This is a genomic window from Staphylococcus sp. GDY8P67P, assembly GCF_017892545.1.
In the GTDB taxonomy this organism is placed as follows: domain Bacteria; phylum Bacillota; class Bacilli; order Staphylococcales; family Staphylococcaceae; genus Staphylococcus; species Staphylococcus ureilyticus.
Map to the genome: position 1 here is coordinate 87789 of NZ_JAESLH010000006.1, position 19849 is coordinate 107637.

Annotated in this window: 21 protein-coding genes; all 21 read right to left on the reverse strand. The window is 35.2% G+C overall.

Going from position 1 to position 19849, the window contains the following annotated elements; genetic code table 11:
- Window position 1 precedes the first annotated feature (1 nt).
- The 21 genes from KA833_RS02845 to KA833_RS02940 all read right to left on the reverse strand — a co-directional run bounded on the left by KA833_RS02845 (window position 2) and on the right by KA833_RS02940 (window position 19679).
- Window positions 2-1426 carry a BppU family phage baseplate upper protein gene (locus KA833_RS02845; RefSeq protein ID WP_210139456.1) on the reverse strand — a complete coding sequence of 475 codons (1425 nt, stop codon included), beginning with the start codon at window positions 1424-1426 and terminating at the stop codon, window positions 2-4.
- Window positions 1427-1428: 2 nt separating this feature from the next.
- Window positions 1429-3384 (reverse strand): right-handed parallel beta-helix repeat-containing protein, encoded by a 1956-nt coding sequence (locus KA833_RS02850; RefSeq protein WP_210139458.1) that lies wholly within the window; start codon window positions 3382-3384, stop codon window positions 1429-1431.
- Window position 3385: 1 nt separating this feature from the next.
- Window positions 3386-3604, reverse strand: coding sequence for a hypothetical protein (locus tag KA833_RS02855; protein WP_210139114.1), 219 nt, complete (start codon window positions 3602-3604; stop codon window positions 3386-3388).
- Window positions 3597-5156, reverse strand: a complete 1560-nt coding sequence (locus KA833_RS02860) for a prophage endopeptidase tail family protein (protein WP_210139460.1) — start codon at window positions 5154-5156, stop codon at window positions 3597-3599. Before KA833_RS02860 ends, KA833_RS02855 begins: the two co-directional genes overlap by 8 nt.
- Window positions 5157-5165: 9 nt before the next feature.
- The gene (locus KA833_RS02865) at window positions 5166-5993 is read right to left on the reverse strand and encodes a phage tail domain-containing protein (protein ID WP_210139462.1); all 828 of its coding nucleotides are present in this window, start codon (window positions 5991-5993) and stop codon (window positions 5166-5168) included.
- Window positions 5994-10643: a peptidoglycan DD-metalloendopeptidase family protein gene (locus KA833_RS02870; protein WP_210139464.1), complete on the reverse strand. Its 4650-nt coding sequence runs from the start codon at window positions 10641-10643 to the stop codon at window positions 5994-5996.
- A 28-nt stretch (window positions 10644-10671) separates the two neighbouring features.
- Window positions 10672-10824 carry a phage tail assembly chaperone GT gene (gene gpGT, locus KA833_RS14060; RefSeq protein WP_481906375.1) on the reverse strand — a complete coding sequence of 51 codons (153 nt, stop codon included), beginning with the start codon at window positions 10822-10824 and terminating at the stop codon, window positions 10672-10674.
- A gap of 32 nt (window positions 10825-10856) precedes the next feature.
- On the reverse strand, window positions 10857-11219 hold the full coding sequence (gene gpG / locus KA833_RS02875) for a phage tail assembly chaperone G (protein WP_210139466.1): 363 nt from the start codon (window positions 11217-11219) through the stop codon (window positions 10857-10859).
- A gap of 68 nt (window positions 11220-11287) precedes the next feature.
- Window positions 11288-11473: a hypothetical protein gene (locus tag KA833_RS02880; protein ID WP_049367138.1), complete on the reverse strand. Its 186-nt coding sequence runs from the start codon at window positions 11471-11473 to the stop codon at window positions 11288-11290.
- Window positions 11474-11491: 18 nt separating this feature from the next.
- Window positions 11492-12115 (reverse strand): major tail protein, encoded by a 624-nt coding sequence (locus tag KA833_RS02885; RefSeq protein WP_210139468.1) that lies wholly within the window; start codon window positions 12113-12115, stop codon window positions 11492-11494.
- A gap of 12 nt (window positions 12116-12127) precedes the next feature.
- Window positions 12128-12532: a hypothetical protein gene (locus KA833_RS02890; RefSeq protein ID WP_204190019.1), complete on the reverse strand. Its 405-nt coding sequence runs from the start codon at window positions 12530-12532 to the stop codon at window positions 12128-12130.
- A gap of 4 nt (window positions 12533-12536) precedes the next feature.
- Complete coding sequence (locus KA833_RS02895; RefSeq protein WP_123144229.1) at window positions 12537-12941, reverse strand: HK97-gp10 family putative phage morphogenesis protein; 405 nt, start codon at window positions 12939-12941, stop codon at window positions 12537-12539.
- Window positions 12938-13267 carry a hypothetical protein gene (locus tag KA833_RS02900; RefSeq protein WP_210139470.1) on the reverse strand — a complete coding sequence of 110 codons (330 nt, stop codon included), beginning with the start codon at window positions 13265-13267 and terminating at the stop codon, window positions 12938-12940. The genes KA833_RS02895 and KA833_RS02900 overlap by 4 nt, the downstream gene beginning before the upstream one ends.
- Complete coding sequence (locus KA833_RS02905; RefSeq protein WP_210138608.1) at window positions 13257-13595, reverse strand: head-tail connector protein; 339 nt, start codon at window positions 13593-13595, stop codon at window positions 13257-13259. The genes KA833_RS02900 and KA833_RS02905 overlap by 11 nt, the downstream gene beginning before the upstream one ends.
- A gap of 18 nt (window positions 13596-13613) precedes the next feature.
- Window positions 13614-14972, reverse strand: a complete 1359-nt coding sequence (locus KA833_RS02910) for a phage major capsid protein (protein WP_210139472.1) — start codon at window positions 14970-14972, stop codon at window positions 13614-13616.
- Between the two features lie 41 nt (window positions 14973-15013).
- The gene (locus KA833_RS02915) at window positions 15014-15571 is read right to left on the reverse strand and encodes an HK97 family phage prohead protease (protein ID WP_019469714.1); all 558 of its coding nucleotides are present in this window, start codon (window positions 15569-15571) and stop codon (window positions 15014-15016) included.
- Window positions 15558-16793, reverse strand: a complete 1236-nt coding sequence (locus KA833_RS02920; RefSeq protein WP_210139475.1) for a phage portal protein — start codon at window positions 16791-16793, stop codon at window positions 15558-15560. Before KA833_RS02920 ends, KA833_RS02915 begins: the two co-directional genes overlap by 14 nt.
- Window positions 16794-16795: 2 nt before the next feature.
- Window positions 16796-16990, reverse strand: coding sequence for a hypothetical protein (locus KA833_RS02925; RefSeq protein ID WP_210139476.1), 195 nt, complete (start codon window positions 16988-16990; stop codon window positions 16796-16798).
- A gap of 13 nt (window positions 16991-17003) precedes the next feature.
- A complete protein-coding gene (locus KA833_RS02930) occupies window positions 17004-17519 on the reverse strand; it encodes an NUMOD4 domain-containing protein (RefSeq protein ID WP_210139477.1) in 516 nt (171 codons plus the stop codon).
- Between the two features lie 14 nt (window positions 17520-17533).
- Window positions 17534-19225 (reverse strand): terminase large subunit, encoded by a 1692-nt coding sequence (locus tag KA833_RS02935; protein ID WP_210139478.1) that lies wholly within the window; start codon window positions 19223-19225, stop codon window positions 17534-17536.
- Complete coding sequence (locus KA833_RS02940; protein ID WP_210139479.1) at window positions 19215-19679, reverse strand: phage terminase small subunit P27 family; 465 nt, start codon at window positions 19677-19679, stop codon at window positions 19215-19217. The genes KA833_RS02935 and KA833_RS02940 overlap by 11 nt, the downstream gene beginning before the upstream one ends.
- Window positions 19680-19849: the final 170 nt, after the last annotated feature.

Here is a 19849-nt window from a genome sequence, read left to right on the forward strand (position 1 = left end):
ATCACCCCACAATATAAGTTAATTGTCCGTAGACAAAATCACCTGTATTAATTGTATTATCATTATTTTGCCATATCTTAAACACTTTGTTTATTACATCATAACTGCATTTAACTGGATTTTTACCCGAATTACCGTCCGTTCTTGCTAAAAAACTAAATGCATATTTAGGTAACACATTTGACGGTAAAGTTAAGAATGATGTTTCAGCTTTAGCGGCTGTCATTCTAACGTTAAATATGATATTGCAAACTCCGTTTTTCACTCTATAAACCGAAGGACCTAAATCTGTATCGGCTTCAACGCCACTCATTAACGGTAGTTCTTGCCAACCTGTATCAGAAATATTTTTATCTACATATACTTTCGCGTCTGACAAAGCCTTATCCGCTTTAGCTTGTGATCCTGATATGGATTCTTTATCGTTTAAAGGATCATACCAGTTAGACCAAACATTATTAAAGCGATTGATATATAATTTATCTGAATTTTGAGGTTGAAAGTATACAATCTTAATAACATTTCTTTTTTGAACATTTACAAAGCCATCAGTACCAGAAGGAGTACTAACTGATTCAGACGCAAAGTAACTTCCAGGCTCTAATCCATTTAGATATTCATTATTTAACAAATCCGCTTTCATTAATTCTTTCGATGAACCGTCATTGTTTGTTAATTTATATTTTTGCCAATTATCCGTAATTGAGGATTTAACATAGCCCCCAGCTTGAACATCTGTGTTAAATTTATTAATCTTCTCATCTATTGTGTTATAAACAGTGTTTAATTGGTTCGTATAGTCACTACCTGTATTTGTGATTTCTTTTAAGGTACTATCTTTAGACGTTTTAATCTCATTCAGACTTTTAGTTTTCGCCGAAGTAAGTTCGTCTAATCCTTTTGTTGATGCATCTAATACAGCTTGTGCTAAACTCTCACCGTTAGCAAAAGTTTCTTCCATTCGTTCGTATCTTTCAGTGATGTTCTTCTCTAAATCTGAAAAGCGTTTGATGTGTATTAATTTTGTTTCAGCATCTATACTATCAATTAAAGTTTTAGATATATTAAAAGAGAACAACCGCTCAACAACAGTGTCCTCTTTCCCTTTAATTGCTATATCAACTTGTCCTGTTACTTTACCTGTGTGGCGTAACATTTCATCTGATAATGTATACGATAAAATACCATTTATACCATCCTTTATCGTTAAATCATCTCTCACTATAGATCCATCCTCAAATTCTAAACTTATATTTGTAACCACATTACTTTCACCCAATAACAACGGTTTGTGATTTCTAGTTACAATAAAATTTAATATAGATGTTTGAATATCTCTCGTGTAAAAATTAACGTCTAAATTAGACAACGGTTGGTATTTTGCAGTTGTTTCTAAAGGGATATTTGTCTGTTTATCCATAGTCATTATCAATACACACCTTTCGTATTCGTTTTTATAATGTTGTTATAGTCCGATACGTTCCAATAACCAATTTTCGTATTAGCGTCACCATCTATAAATATGCCACCAGAACCACCGTTATTGAATATAGTAGTGTTTTTCATATTAACACCACGTATAGCAAATGACTTATCTGAACCATAGGCGTGATTATGTGCGACTTCACCAGTGTCAAAGTTATTTAAGTAAATACCACCACGTTCGTTACCATCAATGTTATCGGTATTGGGATTTGATACTGTATTAGATCTAACAAAGGAGTACGATGCATGTTGAACATACATCCCATTTTTACCTGTAGTATTAACTAGGTTGTTCAAAATGTTAATGTATTTATTTTGTGCGTAATATCCTGTGTATGGTGATACTTCATTATACACACCTTCTGTTTTGATGTTATTAATATAGTTCTTCTCAATAAACACATTGACACATCCTTTATATCTAACGCCACGATAAGCATATGATATTGTATTGTCTTTAATGTGCATGTCATCACACATGGTCATAACAATTGCTTCACCTACATCGTTGTTATCAGATACAAAGAAATTATTGGTAACTTTGATGTTTTGCACGGGTGCGTTTATACCATTGTATTGTTGTCCAAATACTGAAACACCTGTTTTCTTGTATTCTTCAAATGAATTGTTATTGATAGCAAATAATCGCCCTGCTTGTGGCGTTCCAGAAGGAATTCCATTTACATCGCTAGCACTCTTATCTTCACCACCAACGGATGAAATGCGTACACCTTCATAGCAACGTCTGAATGAATTCTCTGTTATTTTCGTATTCACCCACTTATATGGTCGAACTGCTGCTTGTTTGATGTCCTCGAATGTATTTCCTACAATTTTAATGTCTTCTTGATAGATATTATGCACACTATAGTGATTACCAATTGCAACATCAAAACTACCTAATATATCTGACTTTCTAAATGTACAATTTTTTACTGAAACTTCTTTACATGGTGTCCCATCAAAATAACCTGCACCACCGATACCTTCAGCAGTATATTCACCTATTTGTATAGCTTCTTTATAATTGCTACCTGTTAGATTTATAAATCCTTCAAATGTACAGTTATCAAACGTTAAATTTCTAATACCGTTTGCATCTACACAGTGGTAACTAATTAAGTTTCTGAATTTCACGTTATTAAAGGTGATGTTCTCTGCATGTTTTAATATCACCATATCAATAGCGGTCGTTTTAAACTTGTCGATTTGTTCATAGTTTGAATCTAACGTACCACCTTCAAAATGAATATTCCCTCGACCTTCATAACCGTAAAACGCATCTTCACTTGGTCCATTCATGAAGAAACCGCCACCCCAACCACGAAGAAGAATTGCATTGTTATCCATTTTCACTGTTGTATTCTCATAAATAATAAGTCTTTTACCTATTAAATATTTACCAGCAGGGATATAAAGCGTACCTGAACCATTATTATGAATTCTGTCCAAAGCATCTTGAATATAATCAGATACATCTGTCTTACCAGTTTTATCTGGGTGATACTCATCAATATTTATAGAACTGATTTTTTCTTCCACACGATTGATGTCTGTATACACATCTGCAAAATCTGTAAACAGTCTTTGAGATAAGATGCCATGTTGTGTACCATCTTGACCGACACGTGCATCCGTCACTTCTTTGACACCATCACCATCCACACCTACAACTAGATTTTTAACTTCATTCACCAAATAAACAATCATCTTATCTAGTGTAGTATTTGCATGAGTAATTTGTTTACTATCATGCGCTTTCAACTGATCGTATTGATGGTAAATCATATAGCTTTCATAATCGTTAGAAAACTTTTGTGTCTTTTTGAAATTACTTATTGTTTCATTACGCCAACGTTGGTCTAACTGACCGCTCATGTTCGTTTGTAGTCTTAACATTTTATCCATCCACCCTTTCTGTACCTAACACGCCTTTGTCATCGACAGTTAGTTTGAATCTTTGACCAGTCGGTGCAATGATTGTTGTGTCGCCTCTTAAATATTGCGCAACAATAGATTCGATTAAATCTTCTAAACCTATAACACCTTCGGTATGTGTCTGTGGAAAAGCATCTTCACCGCCAAACTCAAAACGTACAATTGGTATTTCTTTATTCATCTATTAACACGCTCCCTACTATTGAACCGTTGATACCACTTGATCCAGAATAAATGTTGTTAAGTTTCGATTTACTTAGTGCAGCATTTACATTTTTTATTTTGTTATTTAACACATTACTAATTTGGACGATGTCTTTTTTGTTGTTACTAAATCCGATTTCATCCGGTTCTGGATTTAATGGATGTGTTTTATTAAGTGATACAACCTTTAAATCTGTGTTATAGCCCATAATTTCATGTATGAACCAAATTGCATCACGTTCTCCTATATCTTCGTTGCCAATGTAATTAATATCCAGTTCAATGTCTGGTTCATCTTTTAATTCGGTTTTTATTTTTTTTTTAATTTTGTTATACTCTGTTTCTTGTTCGTCAAAATAATCAGGTGCTTCTCTATGACCGAAAATTGAATAATTTGGCGATTTATACTCAACATATGAACTGTACAAATCTTTTCCTTTTAATTTTGCTGTAGTGTTAATCACAATCGCTTTAGATGTTCCTACATACATACATGGATTAGATTTTTTGTAATCGACACCTGATTTCTTTCCTTTGAATATTGCTTTGATTATATGCTTGCCTTTGCTCGCTTCTTTGTCTAATGTGATTTTTTGTGTATTAGCCGATTTGCTATAACAACTATATTCACCGATTTTTTTGTTATCATAATAAAGGTCTAATAATCCGCCTTTGCTCATACGTTTAAGATTGAATACCACAGTTTCATTACCGTATTTGCAATTTAAAGTATATGAAAAAGACGCTCCGACTTCTTCGGTGCGCCACGTTCCTTCTTTTATAAATTTTCCACTATATGTTAGATCACCAGGTTTAGCTGGTGAATAGTTCTTTGTATCAGATGTGGTTAGTTTCTTACCATAACCACGAATAACAGTTTTTAAATCTTTAGTATCAATGCTTGCTTTAACTTCGCTATTGTTATATTTGTATCTAATTATTTTTTCTGTTTGAATATAAAACGCTTTATCATCATAAATATATATTTTTTTGTTATCAGCATAATAAATATAGCCAAACAATTCAGCGCCTTCAACAAGATATTCAAGTCCGTTCTTAGACCCCAATTCTTCTAACGATACTTTCGAATTGAACGTACCTTTAATTTCATAAGAATAGCCTTGTTTATTACCTTTGAAACCATAATCTAAATATTGTTTGAGCGTCATTGAAACCTTTTTTTCTTCGTTTGAATCTTCGTTTATCGTTTCGCTGTCTACATCTTTACTCACATAATGATTTTGAAATTCAAACATAATATGAGTAGCAGTCACTTCTTTAGTATGGATAACACCATCGAATGATGGAGAAGCACTTTTAATTACATACCTTTGTCCTTGATAGTCAATAAACGATTCGTTTTGAAGTAAATTATACACATCTTCATTTTTACTTGTTTTATAAGCGATGAATGAAATTTGACGAGTGTTATTACGTTCATATTCATATTTGAAAGTGTCATATGCAAAATCTAACAATAATTCGGACATACTCTCTTTAATATCGGTAACTATAATATCTGAACTCAACTTCATCACCTACCTATAAATAAAAGGGAAGATGAATTGTAAATTAACACGACTTACACTTCCCCAAATTTCAAAATCGTTATAACCAGGAGCTAATGTGACGATTGCCTTGTTGGTTAATCTCCCACACCTTTTGTTTTCAATGTAAGGGTATGCACCATCAATTAAAAAACTTTGATTGGTTTGCAACTTACCCTTGTATTCAAAAATATCACCAGTTGTTTTATTCACTAACCTAAAACCAGTGGTAGTGTTTAACCTAATCCATATTTGCAAATCATGTCGCATGCGTGGGTTGATTGTGTCACTACTTCCGTTGTAAATAGAAAACTTTTGTCTGGTGTGTGTATAACTTATTTCTCTATCTGGCATTATTCCACTTTCAAACTGCCATTTATCAGACAACAAAGAGAATTGATCCGTCTTATACAGCGATTCAGAATATCCTTTATAAACTTGGAAAGTTACTTCAAATGTTCCGAATTTACTTGTTAAATCTTCTATAGCATTAGATTCACAATATACTGCATATTTCTTACCTGGCATATCTGAATGAAGGACGTAATATGGTTTTCGTTGATATAATACACTTCTTAATTTTGACTTCATTAACTTATAATCCGTTATATCTTCTGCTAAATAAGAAAATCGCAAAATCAATTTAAAAGGACCGAAGTTACTCGGTCCAATCATTACACCATCTGTCCCCCTGATTTCTTGGGAATTTACAATTGTTTCCACATCTTCTTCTCTAGCCTCTAAAAACCTAATGTGTGGGATAACTTCATCTAGATAAAAACTTTTATCGTCATCAAATATTCGCACTCTTTTTTTCAATTAAAAACTCCCTCCTAAACTATAAGATTCTAAACCTAACCTTTTAGCTTGTTGTTGACTAAGTTGTTTCTCACTCACACCTGTAGGCTTCTGCTCTAAACGTTGGCTACTAGATACAAGTTGCGTTAGCAATTCAACTTGTCTTTGCGTAGCTTCTAACTGTCTAGCCATAACATTCATCATTTCATTGTCGTTAGTGTTGGTAGTAGAAGGCGTACGCATTTGATTAGGGCGTTTGTTTTTCTTATTACCTTCTATTTTTTGAGTGGCAATAGCGAGTAACTTCATTGCGTCTGATTGTCTACTTGGGTCTGTAGGTATTACAAACTCCGGATGACCTTCTTCTGCCAAGTTATATAATCCGGATGAATTAATTAAGCCTCCTGTAGCGTATGGTAGACCATGACCGATTCTATTAAGCATTTTCTTAGGTCCGTAAGTTGCTTTAGCATATCTCATACCTGCAATCAAGTTGTCTAAAGGATTCCAAATATTACCGTGACCAGGTAATTTATATTGATTGAACGTTCCTGGCTTAACTTGCACCAATCCAGACGCACCACTAGGGTTTTTAGCTTTTGGATTAAATGTAGACTCTGTCTTAGCTTGACTTTGCCATGCTTTAATGTATTTGCTAGTTTGTGGCAATCCAGCCATACCTAAAGCTTTTTTAATTGTACTGCCATATTTACCGCCGGCTTTGCCACCGCCATCATTAGCTTTTAACCATTTTAATGGGTCAATAGCCTTGCCATTTTTTCTTACTTCAAAATGTAAATGTGGTCCAGATGACATTCCGGTATTACCAGAAACACCTAAATAATCACCTGGTTTTACTTTCTTGCTACCACTAAAAGCGTGTTTACTCATATGTCCATAAATGTAGTCCATATTACCACTTTTAATCCACATATGTTTACCAAAACCGCCTGCTGTAGTTTTAGCGGTTGCTGTACCCGATGCAACTGAATACAATTTGTCATATACATATCCAAGATCAATTCCCATGTGTGGATAAGGGAATGGATAGCCTGGCGCTCTACCATGCGGACTAAATGGGAAGTTAATACCTTTAGAAAGGTCGATATATCCGCCATCGCCACCACCTTGTTCTTCAAACCAAGATGTGAATGTATCAACAGCCGCCTTTTTGAGTTTACCAAACATTCCTTTCATCATATCGTAAGGTAACTCTGCAGCTTTAGAAATACCAAATCCGTCTAGATTTACACCAAACCCTTCAAGAACTTTATCCAATAACTTTTTAGGCTTGTCTATCCAATCCATAACATCGCCAATTTTTTCCCCAAGCCATTTCTTGCCTTTAGCTGCAGTTTCCAGTGTTTTATTAACCACTGCTTTACCACTGTCTACAACTTTACCTGTCGCTGCTTTTGTTCCAGCTTTTGTGCCTTCCCAAACGTCGCCAAAGAAGTTATCGCCTTTTTTCTTTTTCTTAGGTTTTTTATTAGATAATGAACCATTAGAAAACTTAGGCAATCCACTTAACATAGAATGCGTCTGCACACCATTCATAACAGATGAGCCTTTAGGTAGGAACGCTGTTGTATCTCTGTTAGGTGTAAGTGCCATTTTACCGTTTGGATAACGAATAGCTTCGTGTCTGAAACCATTAGGACCATTTCCACGTCCTTTATCTCCCACAGTGGCAAATGTGTCACGTGCAATCTTACCGTTCTTAACTACATTTGTAGTCGTATTAGTGTGTTCTGTTCCAGTGTGTAGCTTGATTTTAGGTAGTTTATCCATACCAAGTTTTCCGCCAACCCAGTTCACACCATCGATAAGCTTGTTTAATCCGCCTTTAACTTTGTCTATCATTCCAGAGAAGAAACCTTTAATATCACCAGTTACCGACTTGATGACGTCACCCATTTTGTTCATGACACCAGTGATTTTATCTTTCATTCCAGTAACTAGATCAACTGTTCCACTCTTGATGTCCTTCCATTTTTTAGACATGAAACCGCCAACGGAATTCATTGTGTTACGTGTTCCTTTAGATAAAGAACCCCAAGCACCTTTGACACCAGACCAAAGTGACTTAGCTTTATTAACTGTTCCAGATTTGATGCTATTCCATTTAGAACTCATGAAACTACCAACTGAGTTGAATAAATTGGTTGTACCTTTTTTAAGATTGTTCCAGGTATTTCTTACACCAGACCATAATGCCTTAGCTCTTGAAACAACGCTATTTTTAATGCTAGTCCATACTTTTAGTGCAAAGTTTTTAACTGCATTGAATATCGAGATTGTACCATTTTTAAGAGTGTTAAATGTGTTTCGAACACCATTCCAAAGTCCTTTAGCTCGATTTATAACACTGTTTTTAATAGCGTTCCAAACTTTAATAGAGAAATTCTTAACAGCATTAAATATAGTTGTTACGGTATTTTTTATTCCTTTAAATATATTAGCAATACCATTTCTTAAAATTCTAACAATATTTAATATGCCATTTTTAATTGCGTTCCAAACTCTTATGGAGAATGACTTAATAGCATTGAATATAGTCAGCACAATTCTTTTCACTAAGTTAAAATTAGTTCTAACTTGTGCTACATAAGCTCTAATTATTGCTAAAACGCCGTTTTTAAGTAAAGTCCATATTTTAATAGCTGCAGCTTTCATTCCATTCCATAAAGTAGATAATACGTTTTTTAGTGCTTGTATAGGATGTTGAACAGCAAATTTAATGCCATTCCATATTGTTACAGCGCTTGTTTTAATGCCATTCCATATTGTTACAGCGCTTGTTTTAATGCCATTCCATATAGCAATTGTGGAATTTTTAATGGCATTCCAAATATTAATGATGTAAGGTTTGATAAATCCAAAGATAGATATTGCTGCGTTTTTAATTGCATTCCACGCAGTTATTACAGCATTTCTGAATGTGCTATTCGTTTTCCAAAGGTAAATGATAGCACCTACTAGCGCAGTAATTACAGTGATAACAATTCCAATTGGTCCAGTCATAAATCTTATTGCTAAGCCTAATCCTTTAGTTGCTAACGTGGCCGCTTTAGTAACGCCAGTCCAAATAGTCATGGCAGTTGCTGCAATTTTAGATTTAATCGCTTGTATTGTTTGAGAAGTGGTTAATTTTGCTACCGCAAATCTATAACCTTCTGCTATACCCTTTGCTGCAGTAGTAACACCATTCCATACAGATTGAGCTGCTTTTGACGCTTTAGTTATTACCTCGTGTTTTTTCATCCATTCGGTTGTTTTCATAATACCTTTTGTCAAATCAGAAAACCCTTTAAACATGCCACCAATTGTTGAAATCATTTTTCCACTTATTGTCAGTACTGGACCCATAGTAACTAAAATAATACCTAGCCATTTGGCCATTCCACCTAATGTCTTTTGAGTGGAACCGTCTAAACTTTGCCACCATTTTATTGCGCCGCTAATAGCGTTTGCTATAATATCGAAAGCACCCGATAAGCTTTTACCTACATCTTCTGCCCATTTTTTAGCTTTATCAGATTTCATAAGTTGTGTAAACTCATAGAGTGATTCTTTAGCTTTAGGAAATACACCTTTAAGCATACTTTCACCAAGTATAGCTATATAGGCTTTGCTGTTTTGGGCCATACCTTTCCAAGATTTAGCATAAGCTTCTGCCATACCGCCAGCATGACCTTCAACTGCTTTCAAGAATTCTTCGGATGACACTTCACCGTTTGTTACCATTTTCCTAAATTCTTCTTGAGATACGCCTAATTGTTTAGCCATTTTTTCTGCAAATCCAGGCATACCTTCCTCAATCATGTTGAGTTCTTGGGTCATAAGCTTACCTTGACCTTGTACACGGTTGAATATCATAGCCATATCTCCGACTGGTCTTTCGGATGCCACAGCGGCATCACCAACAAGCTTGATGTATTTTTCTAAATCTTTACCTTCTTTTACACCTGCTGCCAATGCACCTGCTGCAATATCGGTACCTTCCGCCATTGTGGTCATACCACCTTCAATAGCTTTAGTTACCTGACCAGTAATTGAGCCAACTTCTTTCGTTGAATAGCCTAGTCCTTCGAGTTTAGCCTTTGCACTGTCTAAACCAACTAATCTGTCAAAACCTAATTTAGCTGTGATACCTGCCATAGCAGTACCAGCGACTAATGCAGGTTTAGTAATACTGCTTGTTAGTGAACGGCCCATATTTTGAGCTTGGCCACCTACATTTTGCATGCTAGAGCCTATACTTTTAAATGAATTACTTAATCGTCCAGCCATAGAAAAGTTTTCTCTATAATACTGATTTAGACGACCGTATTCGTCTTGCATAGCATTTATAGCGTTAGCTTGCTTGTTATACTCTGTTTGCAATCTTACCGCTTTAGCACTGTTTGCACCTTGCGATTGTGCTACTTGATTATATTGCTTTTCTAGTTCACCTAAATTTGATGTGCCAACTTTAATAGATTTGTCGAGATCATTCATTCTTGCTTTATATGAAGATGCGCTCTTTTCACCATATTTAAAGTTGTTACTAGATAATTTCAAACTAGAGTTCAAAGACCTAAACTCACGCTTAATACCAGCTAGTGTTTTACTAACTCCCATGTCACGCATGGATAGGTCAATCTGTAACCCTTTTATTCTTTCTGCCATTACTCCACCTCCTTACTTGTGAGATGTATTACATGAATGCATCTAGCATGCTGTCCGTTTTCTTGACGTTTTTCTTATTACTTTCGTCAACTAACTCCATGAAGAAAGCGAAAGGCATATCCAAAACTTCATTGATATCCTTTCCACCTTCTTTCATCATTTCTAGCATGATTTTTTTCATATTCTTTTTGTGTTCAGCCCATGTTAGTGGATTTATATCATTTGAGCTAACTTTTTTTGTCGTTGTTCATCCATCTCTCCTTGCGCTATAAATTGAATTTGTTGTTGTAATTCTTCTACTGCATCGGGTGCGTTAAGACGGTCAAGCAAACTGTCTTTTGTAAATTGGTTATTGTAGATATCGACAACCATATCTAACATTTGGTCGATATTTTCTTGAGCTGAATTTTCTTCATTGGAAGATTCATCCATTAAATCAGCTGCGTCATAAATTTTTCTAAATGGAATATGTGTAGGAGTAATGAATGTGTCGTATTTAGCATTGCCTTCTGAATCTGTTACTGCGTTACCTTTTTTATCTATTTGAATTAATTTAATAAAATTACGTTTTGTCATATTTAATTTCTCCTTTAATTTTGGTTTTTATTTGCAAATAAAAAGAGGGCATAAAGCCCTCGTATTAGTTATTCTTCTATTTCTTTGATTAATACCTTACCACGTTTGTTATCGCTTGTAGAAAGGTCTAATATGCGATCGTGAGACACTTTTTTGTTTGCTGGTTTAGGATAAGTATCCCCAGCGTTATATACTTTGTTCTTATCCTCTAAGTCTATGAACTTGTGTAAGACTTCATATTTTTTCTTAGCCATAATCAAACCTCCTGTAAGTTATGCGCCTAATTCTGATTCTGCTGTGCCATCACTTGGATTACTGCTTTCTGCAGATTCACCAAAGATAGCTTCCCAGATAGCATCTTTCATAACCGTTGTGCCTTTAGCATCATGACCTAACAACATCGCTTTTTCTTCTTCGAAGCCTTTAACTTTAGCTTGCATGAATTCTGCAGTAGTAGAGTCTGAACTGAATTCAACGCCATCTTCTTTCGTATTACCTTCAACTTCAGGGAATGTGAATAAACCTTTAGGTAATCCTACATATTCACGAGAACCATCTTCCATAGTTTTAGCGAACATAACAGCTACATATGGAGGCGTATCGTTACCAACTGATACAATACCTTCTTCTGATTTTTCTAAGCCAAATAAAGCCACTCTGTCCTCTAAAGGTAGTTTGTGGAAACCAGCTTCTACTTCGATAGTACCGTTAGCAACAGCCATTTCTGCTACTTGGTTATCACCGTATGCTTTTTCAATGTCTTGGTCTTTTGATACTGAAATTTCTTGTAAATATTTAATACGTTCTGGGTCTGTAACTTGTTGTACATCTTCACCATGTACTTTGTAATAAAATTCAGTTAAACCTGTAAATGAACGGTAGTTTTTCTCTGCCATATTAAAACACTCCTATAAATTAAAATATTGTTTACCTTCAAACCGTTTAGCTTGTCGGTAGATATTGAACTCCTTGATATATTCGGGTTTCATGGAAGATGCTTCGCCAAATCCCAATACTTCCCACATCATTCTTTGCAATAAAAAAACGAGCCTATCTGATAGAACTCGTCCGTTTACGCCTTGCTTTTGTTTTACAAATACATCTATTTGATAAAAGTATTCATAAGTTAAATTATCGTTATCGCCATAGTCAGAAGGTTTAGGTGTATCCAATGGATCTATGACAATCACTACATCTTTGATTTCTTGTGCGTTGGGATAATCGAAGAATTTTATATTGTTCTTAGGAACATGTTCCATAATTTCTTTGTTATCTATAATCGCTTGGTATATCTTCATTGTGATGTCGTCCAATAAGTTACACCCTCCTTCTTATTTCTTCTTTAACTGTTCTAAAATACGTTTCTCTGCCTTCACGCATAGCGTTTTCGATAACACCTTTACCAGCTGTATTAACCCACTTGCCAGCACGGTCAAAGTGACCATATTCATTTAAGTGGATAATCCTATAACGTTGTTTAGGTCCACGCCAATGGATTTTCACTGTGCGTACGCCATTTATCGTCATAGGTTTTGATACTGTCGTTTCTTCGACGGATTCGCCGGTATCTTTGAATGACTTCATGTTGTTTTTGATTATTTGAGCAACCTTCTGTCCACCTTTAGTTAGTGCAAAGTCTGTTATGCGCTTTGTAGCAGATTTACCGTATTTCTTTTCTAAATAAGCGATTATTTCTTTATCACCTTTAACTGTTACCGTCATTGTTCTTCACCTACGACTTTGACGTAGTTAGGTGACTTAGCAGGTGCCACATTTTTGACATTAAAAAACAACCCTGCATACATACCGTTCTGTATCTCAAATACTTGATTTACATTAGGTATAAATTGAGGTTGTCCATCTCTAATATTTAATGTGACTGACCTTTTGCTAAGTTCTAAGTTTCCTAACTGAACGTCTTTTTGTGTAGGCTCATACATTCCAGCAAAACAACTGTATAATTCGTTTCGTTCGTTCATACCAGCTTCTGGACCGTCATTAGTATTTTCGTAAAACGTAACTCTGTAATCTAATTGGTTAAGATTCATCGGCTATCACCTCGATGTTATCTCTACGCCATTTAGCTAATTTAGCTCTTAATGTTTGTATTCCAGATAGGTATGATGGGTTATCAAAGATTTGCTCATTTGAAGTTAGAGAACGATTATCCTGCATATGAGCAATAGTAATTAACACCAATCTATTGAAAGTGGGATTGTCTTTGAAAAAAGGTTCATCACTTTCATTTAAAGAAACGGCTGTTTTTACGCTGTCTATAGCGTTTGGTAGAAAGACGTGCATAATTTCATCGTCATCTATGTCATAGTCCACTCTAATAGACTTCTTAATTGATTCAACGTTGTCTATTTTAAACATTGAAGTCACCTACTTTACTTATGCTCCTAAACCATCACTAGGTTCTGCTGCATCTTCAAATGTTACGAAGAAACCAGCATTTTTATCAGCTTGTTTTACATCGAAACGGAAAGCACCCATCAAGTATTTACCGTAGATTTCGTTTTCAATCCATTGCACTGACACGTCTGTACGGTCTGCAAATAGAACGCCACGTTTTACATCACCAATGAAGGCTTTAGCATCACCGTTAGCACCTAATAGGTCGTCACGAACTACCGTTACGTTCATACCTAATACAGTGTTACCTGCAGTGTTAATAATGCTATCTTGTAATAAATAACGTCCGTTACCATCTTTCAAAGTATCTAGTTTTTGGTAGAAACTTTGTGTACAGATGATTTGACGGTCATAACCAGGATCTAATTTAACGTTAATGATTGCTTTTAAGTCGTCCACATCAGAGATTGAAGATGGATTAAACGATTTCAACACTTCACCAATACGTTCGTTTAAAGTATTGATTTTTTGTTCATTAATGTTTTCAGACACAATAGCAGTTAAGTTAGCAACTGAATCGTCTAATGCTTCTTGTGAAATTGGAATAGATCCACGATAAGTGTCTACTTCCCAAGCAATCGTTTCGAATTCTGGACGAGCTAACTCTGGGTTTTTCTCTAATTCAGCAACAGTGTTGAATTTAGCGTTAGCACGTTTTAAGATTGGGTATTTACCACTTGCAGTTGATACTGATGTTTTTTGTACCAATTCTGATAAGTCTTGTACTGTGTTTACTTCTTTTTCAGGAATATATTTAATATCCTCTGGGATAGTTACGCCAACATCGTCTGATTTAACGTTGTCACGTTTAGCCCCTTTTGATTTCATGTATTGTTCAAAGCCTTGTACTTCTAAGCTTTCTTCTGGATTTTGATTTAATTTCGCCATAGAACGTTTCGCTCCTTCTTTTTTCTTTTTGTCTTTTTCTTCTTCTAATTCTTCTTCAGTAGGTTCTTCTACTTTCTCGATAGCAGGTCCTTCTGGTTTTTCTTCAGATTCAGGTGGGCCATCTGGTTTTGGTTTATCATCAGATTTTTCTTCATCTGACGGTTTCTCCTCTTTGTCGTCAGATGGTTTACTTTCTGACCCTTCTCCAGTGTCATCACCTTTGTTATCTTCGACTTCTGCACCTTCACTTTGAGGCGGCGTTTCTTCTAACTTAGGTGCCGATGCTTCAATTTCTTGTGAAAGCTGTTCAAGTTCTTCAAATTCTTTTTTCTGTGCATCAATATCAGCTTTCAAATTACGCGCAGTTTCAAGGTCGCCCTTTTCGACTGCTTCTTGCGCTTTAGAAATCAAACTAGCGATTTCTTTTTTGCGCTCATCTAAATTGGCCATGCAATATCACTCCTTATTAAATTTGTGCATAAAAAATAGCCTCACGTTTCAAAACGAAGGCTTTCTATGTCTAGCGCGATTTTCATTTGTTCCAACTGTTTGAATTTCTTTAAATCTTTTGCACGTTGACCGACTTCAACCGATGTGTCTTTGTAGGCAGGTATTGTAACAATACTGACTTCAATAAGTTCATCGATTTTATTTATGGTTTGAACATACTCATTATCAATGTTTTGCCATGTGCGAGCTGTTGAGTCATTAGGTGGTAATGTGTAGAAGAAACTACACTGGTTTACATTGCCTGCTTTAATATTTTCATAAATATCTCTAGCGTAAGATGTGTTAGGTAAGTGGCATTTGAAATACAATCCTTTTTCATCCACTTGCAACTCAAGCGTTCCTGCTTGTGTTCGGCCTATAACATAACTGAAATCGTGGTTAATTAAACATTTCACATCGCTTACATCTACACCGTCTAAGGCATTTGGTGCTACTATTTCTCTGAACCCACCCAAGTCATCGCTCGTTGAATTAAAGATAATTGCGTAACCTTCAACAACCATGTCTTGTTGTCCAGTGTCAACGTTACTGTTCGTCATACTCATCACCCCCTTTAATGGAGTTCTTTTCGACTTCTTTGTCTATCTTAGATTCTTGATAGTTCCGTAAAGTAGAAAGTGGTGCTCTGTTAAGGTCCACAAGTGGTTGCTCACCGTGTTCGATAGGTTGGTAACCAAATACACTTCTCGCCTCATCTGTAGATATAATACCTTTACCATGCAATTCTGTGATACGTTGCAATTGTAGCTCTGGGTCAATGTCTATCAGACGTGATGAATCAAACTCTAATTCATAACCAGAATCGATAAACTTAAATATCTTGGTTTCTAATTCTGAAATCATCATCTTAAATATTGGATCTAATGTACTTTGCAAATACTCAAGGTTTGCTTGTGTGATAGATGTATTGACTGTTTCAATACCTAACTTTGAGACAGGCAATCCAAACGCTTTAGCAACTTGTGAAGTACTGAACTTATAACTGTTTAAGAAGTTTAAAACTTCAGTAGGAATTTGCAATCGTTTAAAGTCCATTGTGTCGTCAATAGCAACTAATCCACCATTATTTTTTAACTGGCTTTCTGCAAAGTTTTGTTTCAAATCCCTCAATTGTTCTGCGTTAATTTGACCTTTTTTGTATTGCAACACAGATGTTGATGTACCACCGTTATCAAAGAAGTTGCGTAAGAAACTCTTTGAGCCTTGTGATATACCAATCTCATGTGCTAGTGCATATAAAGGACTATAGCCAACATATCCATCTAACGTAATATATCTAAAGTGCAATACATCTTCACTGGTTATCTTTGCAGCATTACCTTCCACATCTTCACTAACGTTATAAACAATCTCTCCGTCTTTCTCCTCTATTCCTACTAAATCGTTATGTAAGAAGTGGAAACCAACTGGGAAATTGTTTTTATCACGTATGATTTCAACAAAAGATTGTCCATTAAGTAACATATTCGCAATGATTATGAATTTGAAATGCCAACCTGGTAAGTCAGAATGTGGATTATTATTGAACAGATCTAACACATCATTCATAACCGTATTTGTTTCATGACCTTTAACCTTTAACTTAGTACTTGCTATGTCTGCAGATATAATACGTGTCGCAGTGAACACATCACTATTCTTCAAAGCATTAATACCAATATAACTTGCGTGTGTACCGTGTTCTTGCCAATACAACAATCGTTCTAAATCTCTGTTCATTTTTTCTTGTTTATTTGTAAATCCTAAATCAAGTAATGGCATCTTTAACTGTCACCCCCTTTCTGACTTATCGAGGTATTGTCATACGCTTGATTTAAAACACCTGAGAGGCCTATGAGCAGCAGTCCACCAATAATATAAGCTAATGGTTCCCAAAGTATAAACAAGCCGTAGAACAGCCCTATTAAGCCCACAACGAATAGTAGAAAAACTACTAATGCGTATAATATTTTTTTCATGTTGCACCTCCCTTTATTTGCAAGATTCAAATGTATAACCATGATGTCTTTTGCGATTACCTCGTAAGCAAAGCTTGACATTCCCATATTCTAAACCAAATTCTTCACACGCTTCAGCTATTGAACCAAAGAAATAATCTGAACCATCTTTATCTATAATATAAATAGGATGCCCTTGTCTTTTTCGTTTAGTCTCTTTCATTCTTTTGATACAAGTTCCGTGTTGCATATTTTGTTTACGAGACACCCACTCTAAATTTTCTAGTTTGTTGTTACTAGGATCTTCATCTATATGATTAACTTGAGGATAATTTAAAGGATTATCTATAAATGCTTCAGCTACTAACCTATGAGTTCCACGTATCTTGCACTTCCCATTTTTGTAAAGCTCCATATGATAATAACCACTAGCTCCAAGTCTTTCACTTAAAACATTCTCTCCTCTGTAAAAACTTTTCACTCTTCCCAAACTACTAATTTGATACAACCCTTCATATCCTTCAATCCATTTCCATTTTTCTTCTTCCATCGAACAATCACTCCCTATATGAACAATGGCATGATAGTGTTGGCATCCCAGTCGTGTTCACAAGCTATAACATAAGCAAATATTGAACTCATGAGCGGATCTATCTTCTCTCGATTCTTTTTCTTCTCTATCATGATTGAATCATTAGTATTTTTAGCCATTGCATTCTTCACTGCTATATCTAACAATGGATTTTTTTCATGTTTGATTTCACCGTTTATTGTTTTTAATTTAAAATCCAAAATAGGACTAGATAAAGTTGCAGGTCCTTGTCGTATTTCATATAAATCGTAATACCATTCTCTTTTTTCCATGTCGGCAAGAACACTGCTTATAATATACGGGTCATAGCATATAGCTTGAACATCTAGGTTGTGTCTGTTTACATACGTTTCAATGTAATCTAGCACTTGGTTAGTATTAATAATCCCGCTAGACAAGTCTGTGATGGTGCAGAAACCATCTTCTGACAATTGACGATAGTCAATAAGGTCACGCTCTATCTTGCCTTGTAAGCCACCCTTTGTGCCTACAAACGAATGTGACGTTATATAGTATTGTTTATTCGTTTCATCTAGGTGTATGAATGAAATTGCCGTTAAATCATCAGCGCGTGATAAGTCTAATCCGATATACACTTTGGAATAGTTAATGTCAAAATCAGTTTCGTTCTTTTTCCAGTCTGAAAATTCTAAATAACTTTCTTCTGAAGCAGCACGCCACATATTAAAGTTCTTTATCAATATACCGTTCAGTCCGCTTCCACTATCTAATGCAGTTCTGACTTCTGGTTGAATGTTTTTAGTTAATAACTTTTTGAGTTCTGGTAATTCCATCAACGGATTAGATTTAATCCATGTTTCTGGGTCATATACTTCATCTTCACTATCTTGTTCAGCACAATAGATGAAATAATTCTCGTTAGGTGAAATACCATCTAGCACTTTATCTATATACTGATATTCTTCGTACATCGGACCATTCATATTTGTACCAGCAGTCGATATGATGATTAAGCTAGGGTTGTGCAGTAGCACTTGCCCACGTCTTAACGTTTCATATATCTTTTTATCCTTAGCTTCGTGATATTCGTCAATGATTGCGTAACTGAACTGGTGACCTTCAAGGTTAGCAGCTTCATTTGAAACAGCTTTAATCTTACTTCGGTCATTTGTGTTCAATATTTCTTTAGCACTTGGCGTTATCTTAGTTAATTGCTTCATCTTAGGAGATATTCGTCTTATTGCGCTTAATTGTGCGTATGTCATGTCGTATGCAATACCTGCTTGGTCACGACTGTTAGCGCTAAGTCCAACAAGACGTTCGTTCACTGGATCATCACCCATTAACATTTCATATAATGCTAAACCTGATACAGCAATCGTCTTACCATTTTTTCTGCTCATGCTTATATACGCTTTAGTAAATCTTTTATAACCTTGTTCATCTTGCCAACCATATAAACTACCTACAATGAACTTTTGAAATCCTGCAAGTTCCATTTTTTTACTTGTTTTTGGGTCAGGTAACATTTCAAGGAATTTAATAACATGATTTGCTTTATCTACGTAAAAATCGTAAGGCAAATCTTTATTATTCAAATCATCTAAATGTCTTTGACACACTTTCACGTTTTTATTACTAGCTAAAATTTCACCGTTAACTACTTTTTGCGCATACTCTGTAACATAATCTTTACTTGTCATCCATAAGTTCCTCGAACGGGTCTATTTTTTCCTTATCATTGCTAGGTGCTAGTATTTTTAAACGTGATTCAACAGTTAATCCTAATTTAGGACAAATGGAATTCATAGTGTTTACACTGTCACGCTGTACGGTGTAGTAACTTGAGAGCTTAGTACCACGTTCAGTTTCAACAATTAGACCTTCATCTTTAATTTTCAGTGTTGCATTTTTGTAATTACTCAATGTTTGGCAATAGGTAGCGAGCAACCCCATATCTAAAGCAGCAATTGGTAACTCTTTGATTAACGGAAGTATACGATTCCATTCTTCTACTGCATCTTTATCCAGCCATTCAGGAGGAGTTTCATCTATATCAGTTAATTTAGCCATGTTTTCCTCTGCTGACTGCATATTTTCTTGTTGTTCAACTGTTAGATTACCTTTTTGTTGTGATAACAATTTTTTTGGTGGCATGTTCCACCCCTCCTCTCTAATATTTATATGTAAAGCATTTTTACTTTACGAAAATTTAACTTTTTATTTAGAATTTCATTAAATCGAATGTTGTGCTCGTTTTCGAACGCCGTCAGACCGGCACCGGGTTTTTCAAAGCCTACCAAAAATTATTTTCAAAAAATAAAATC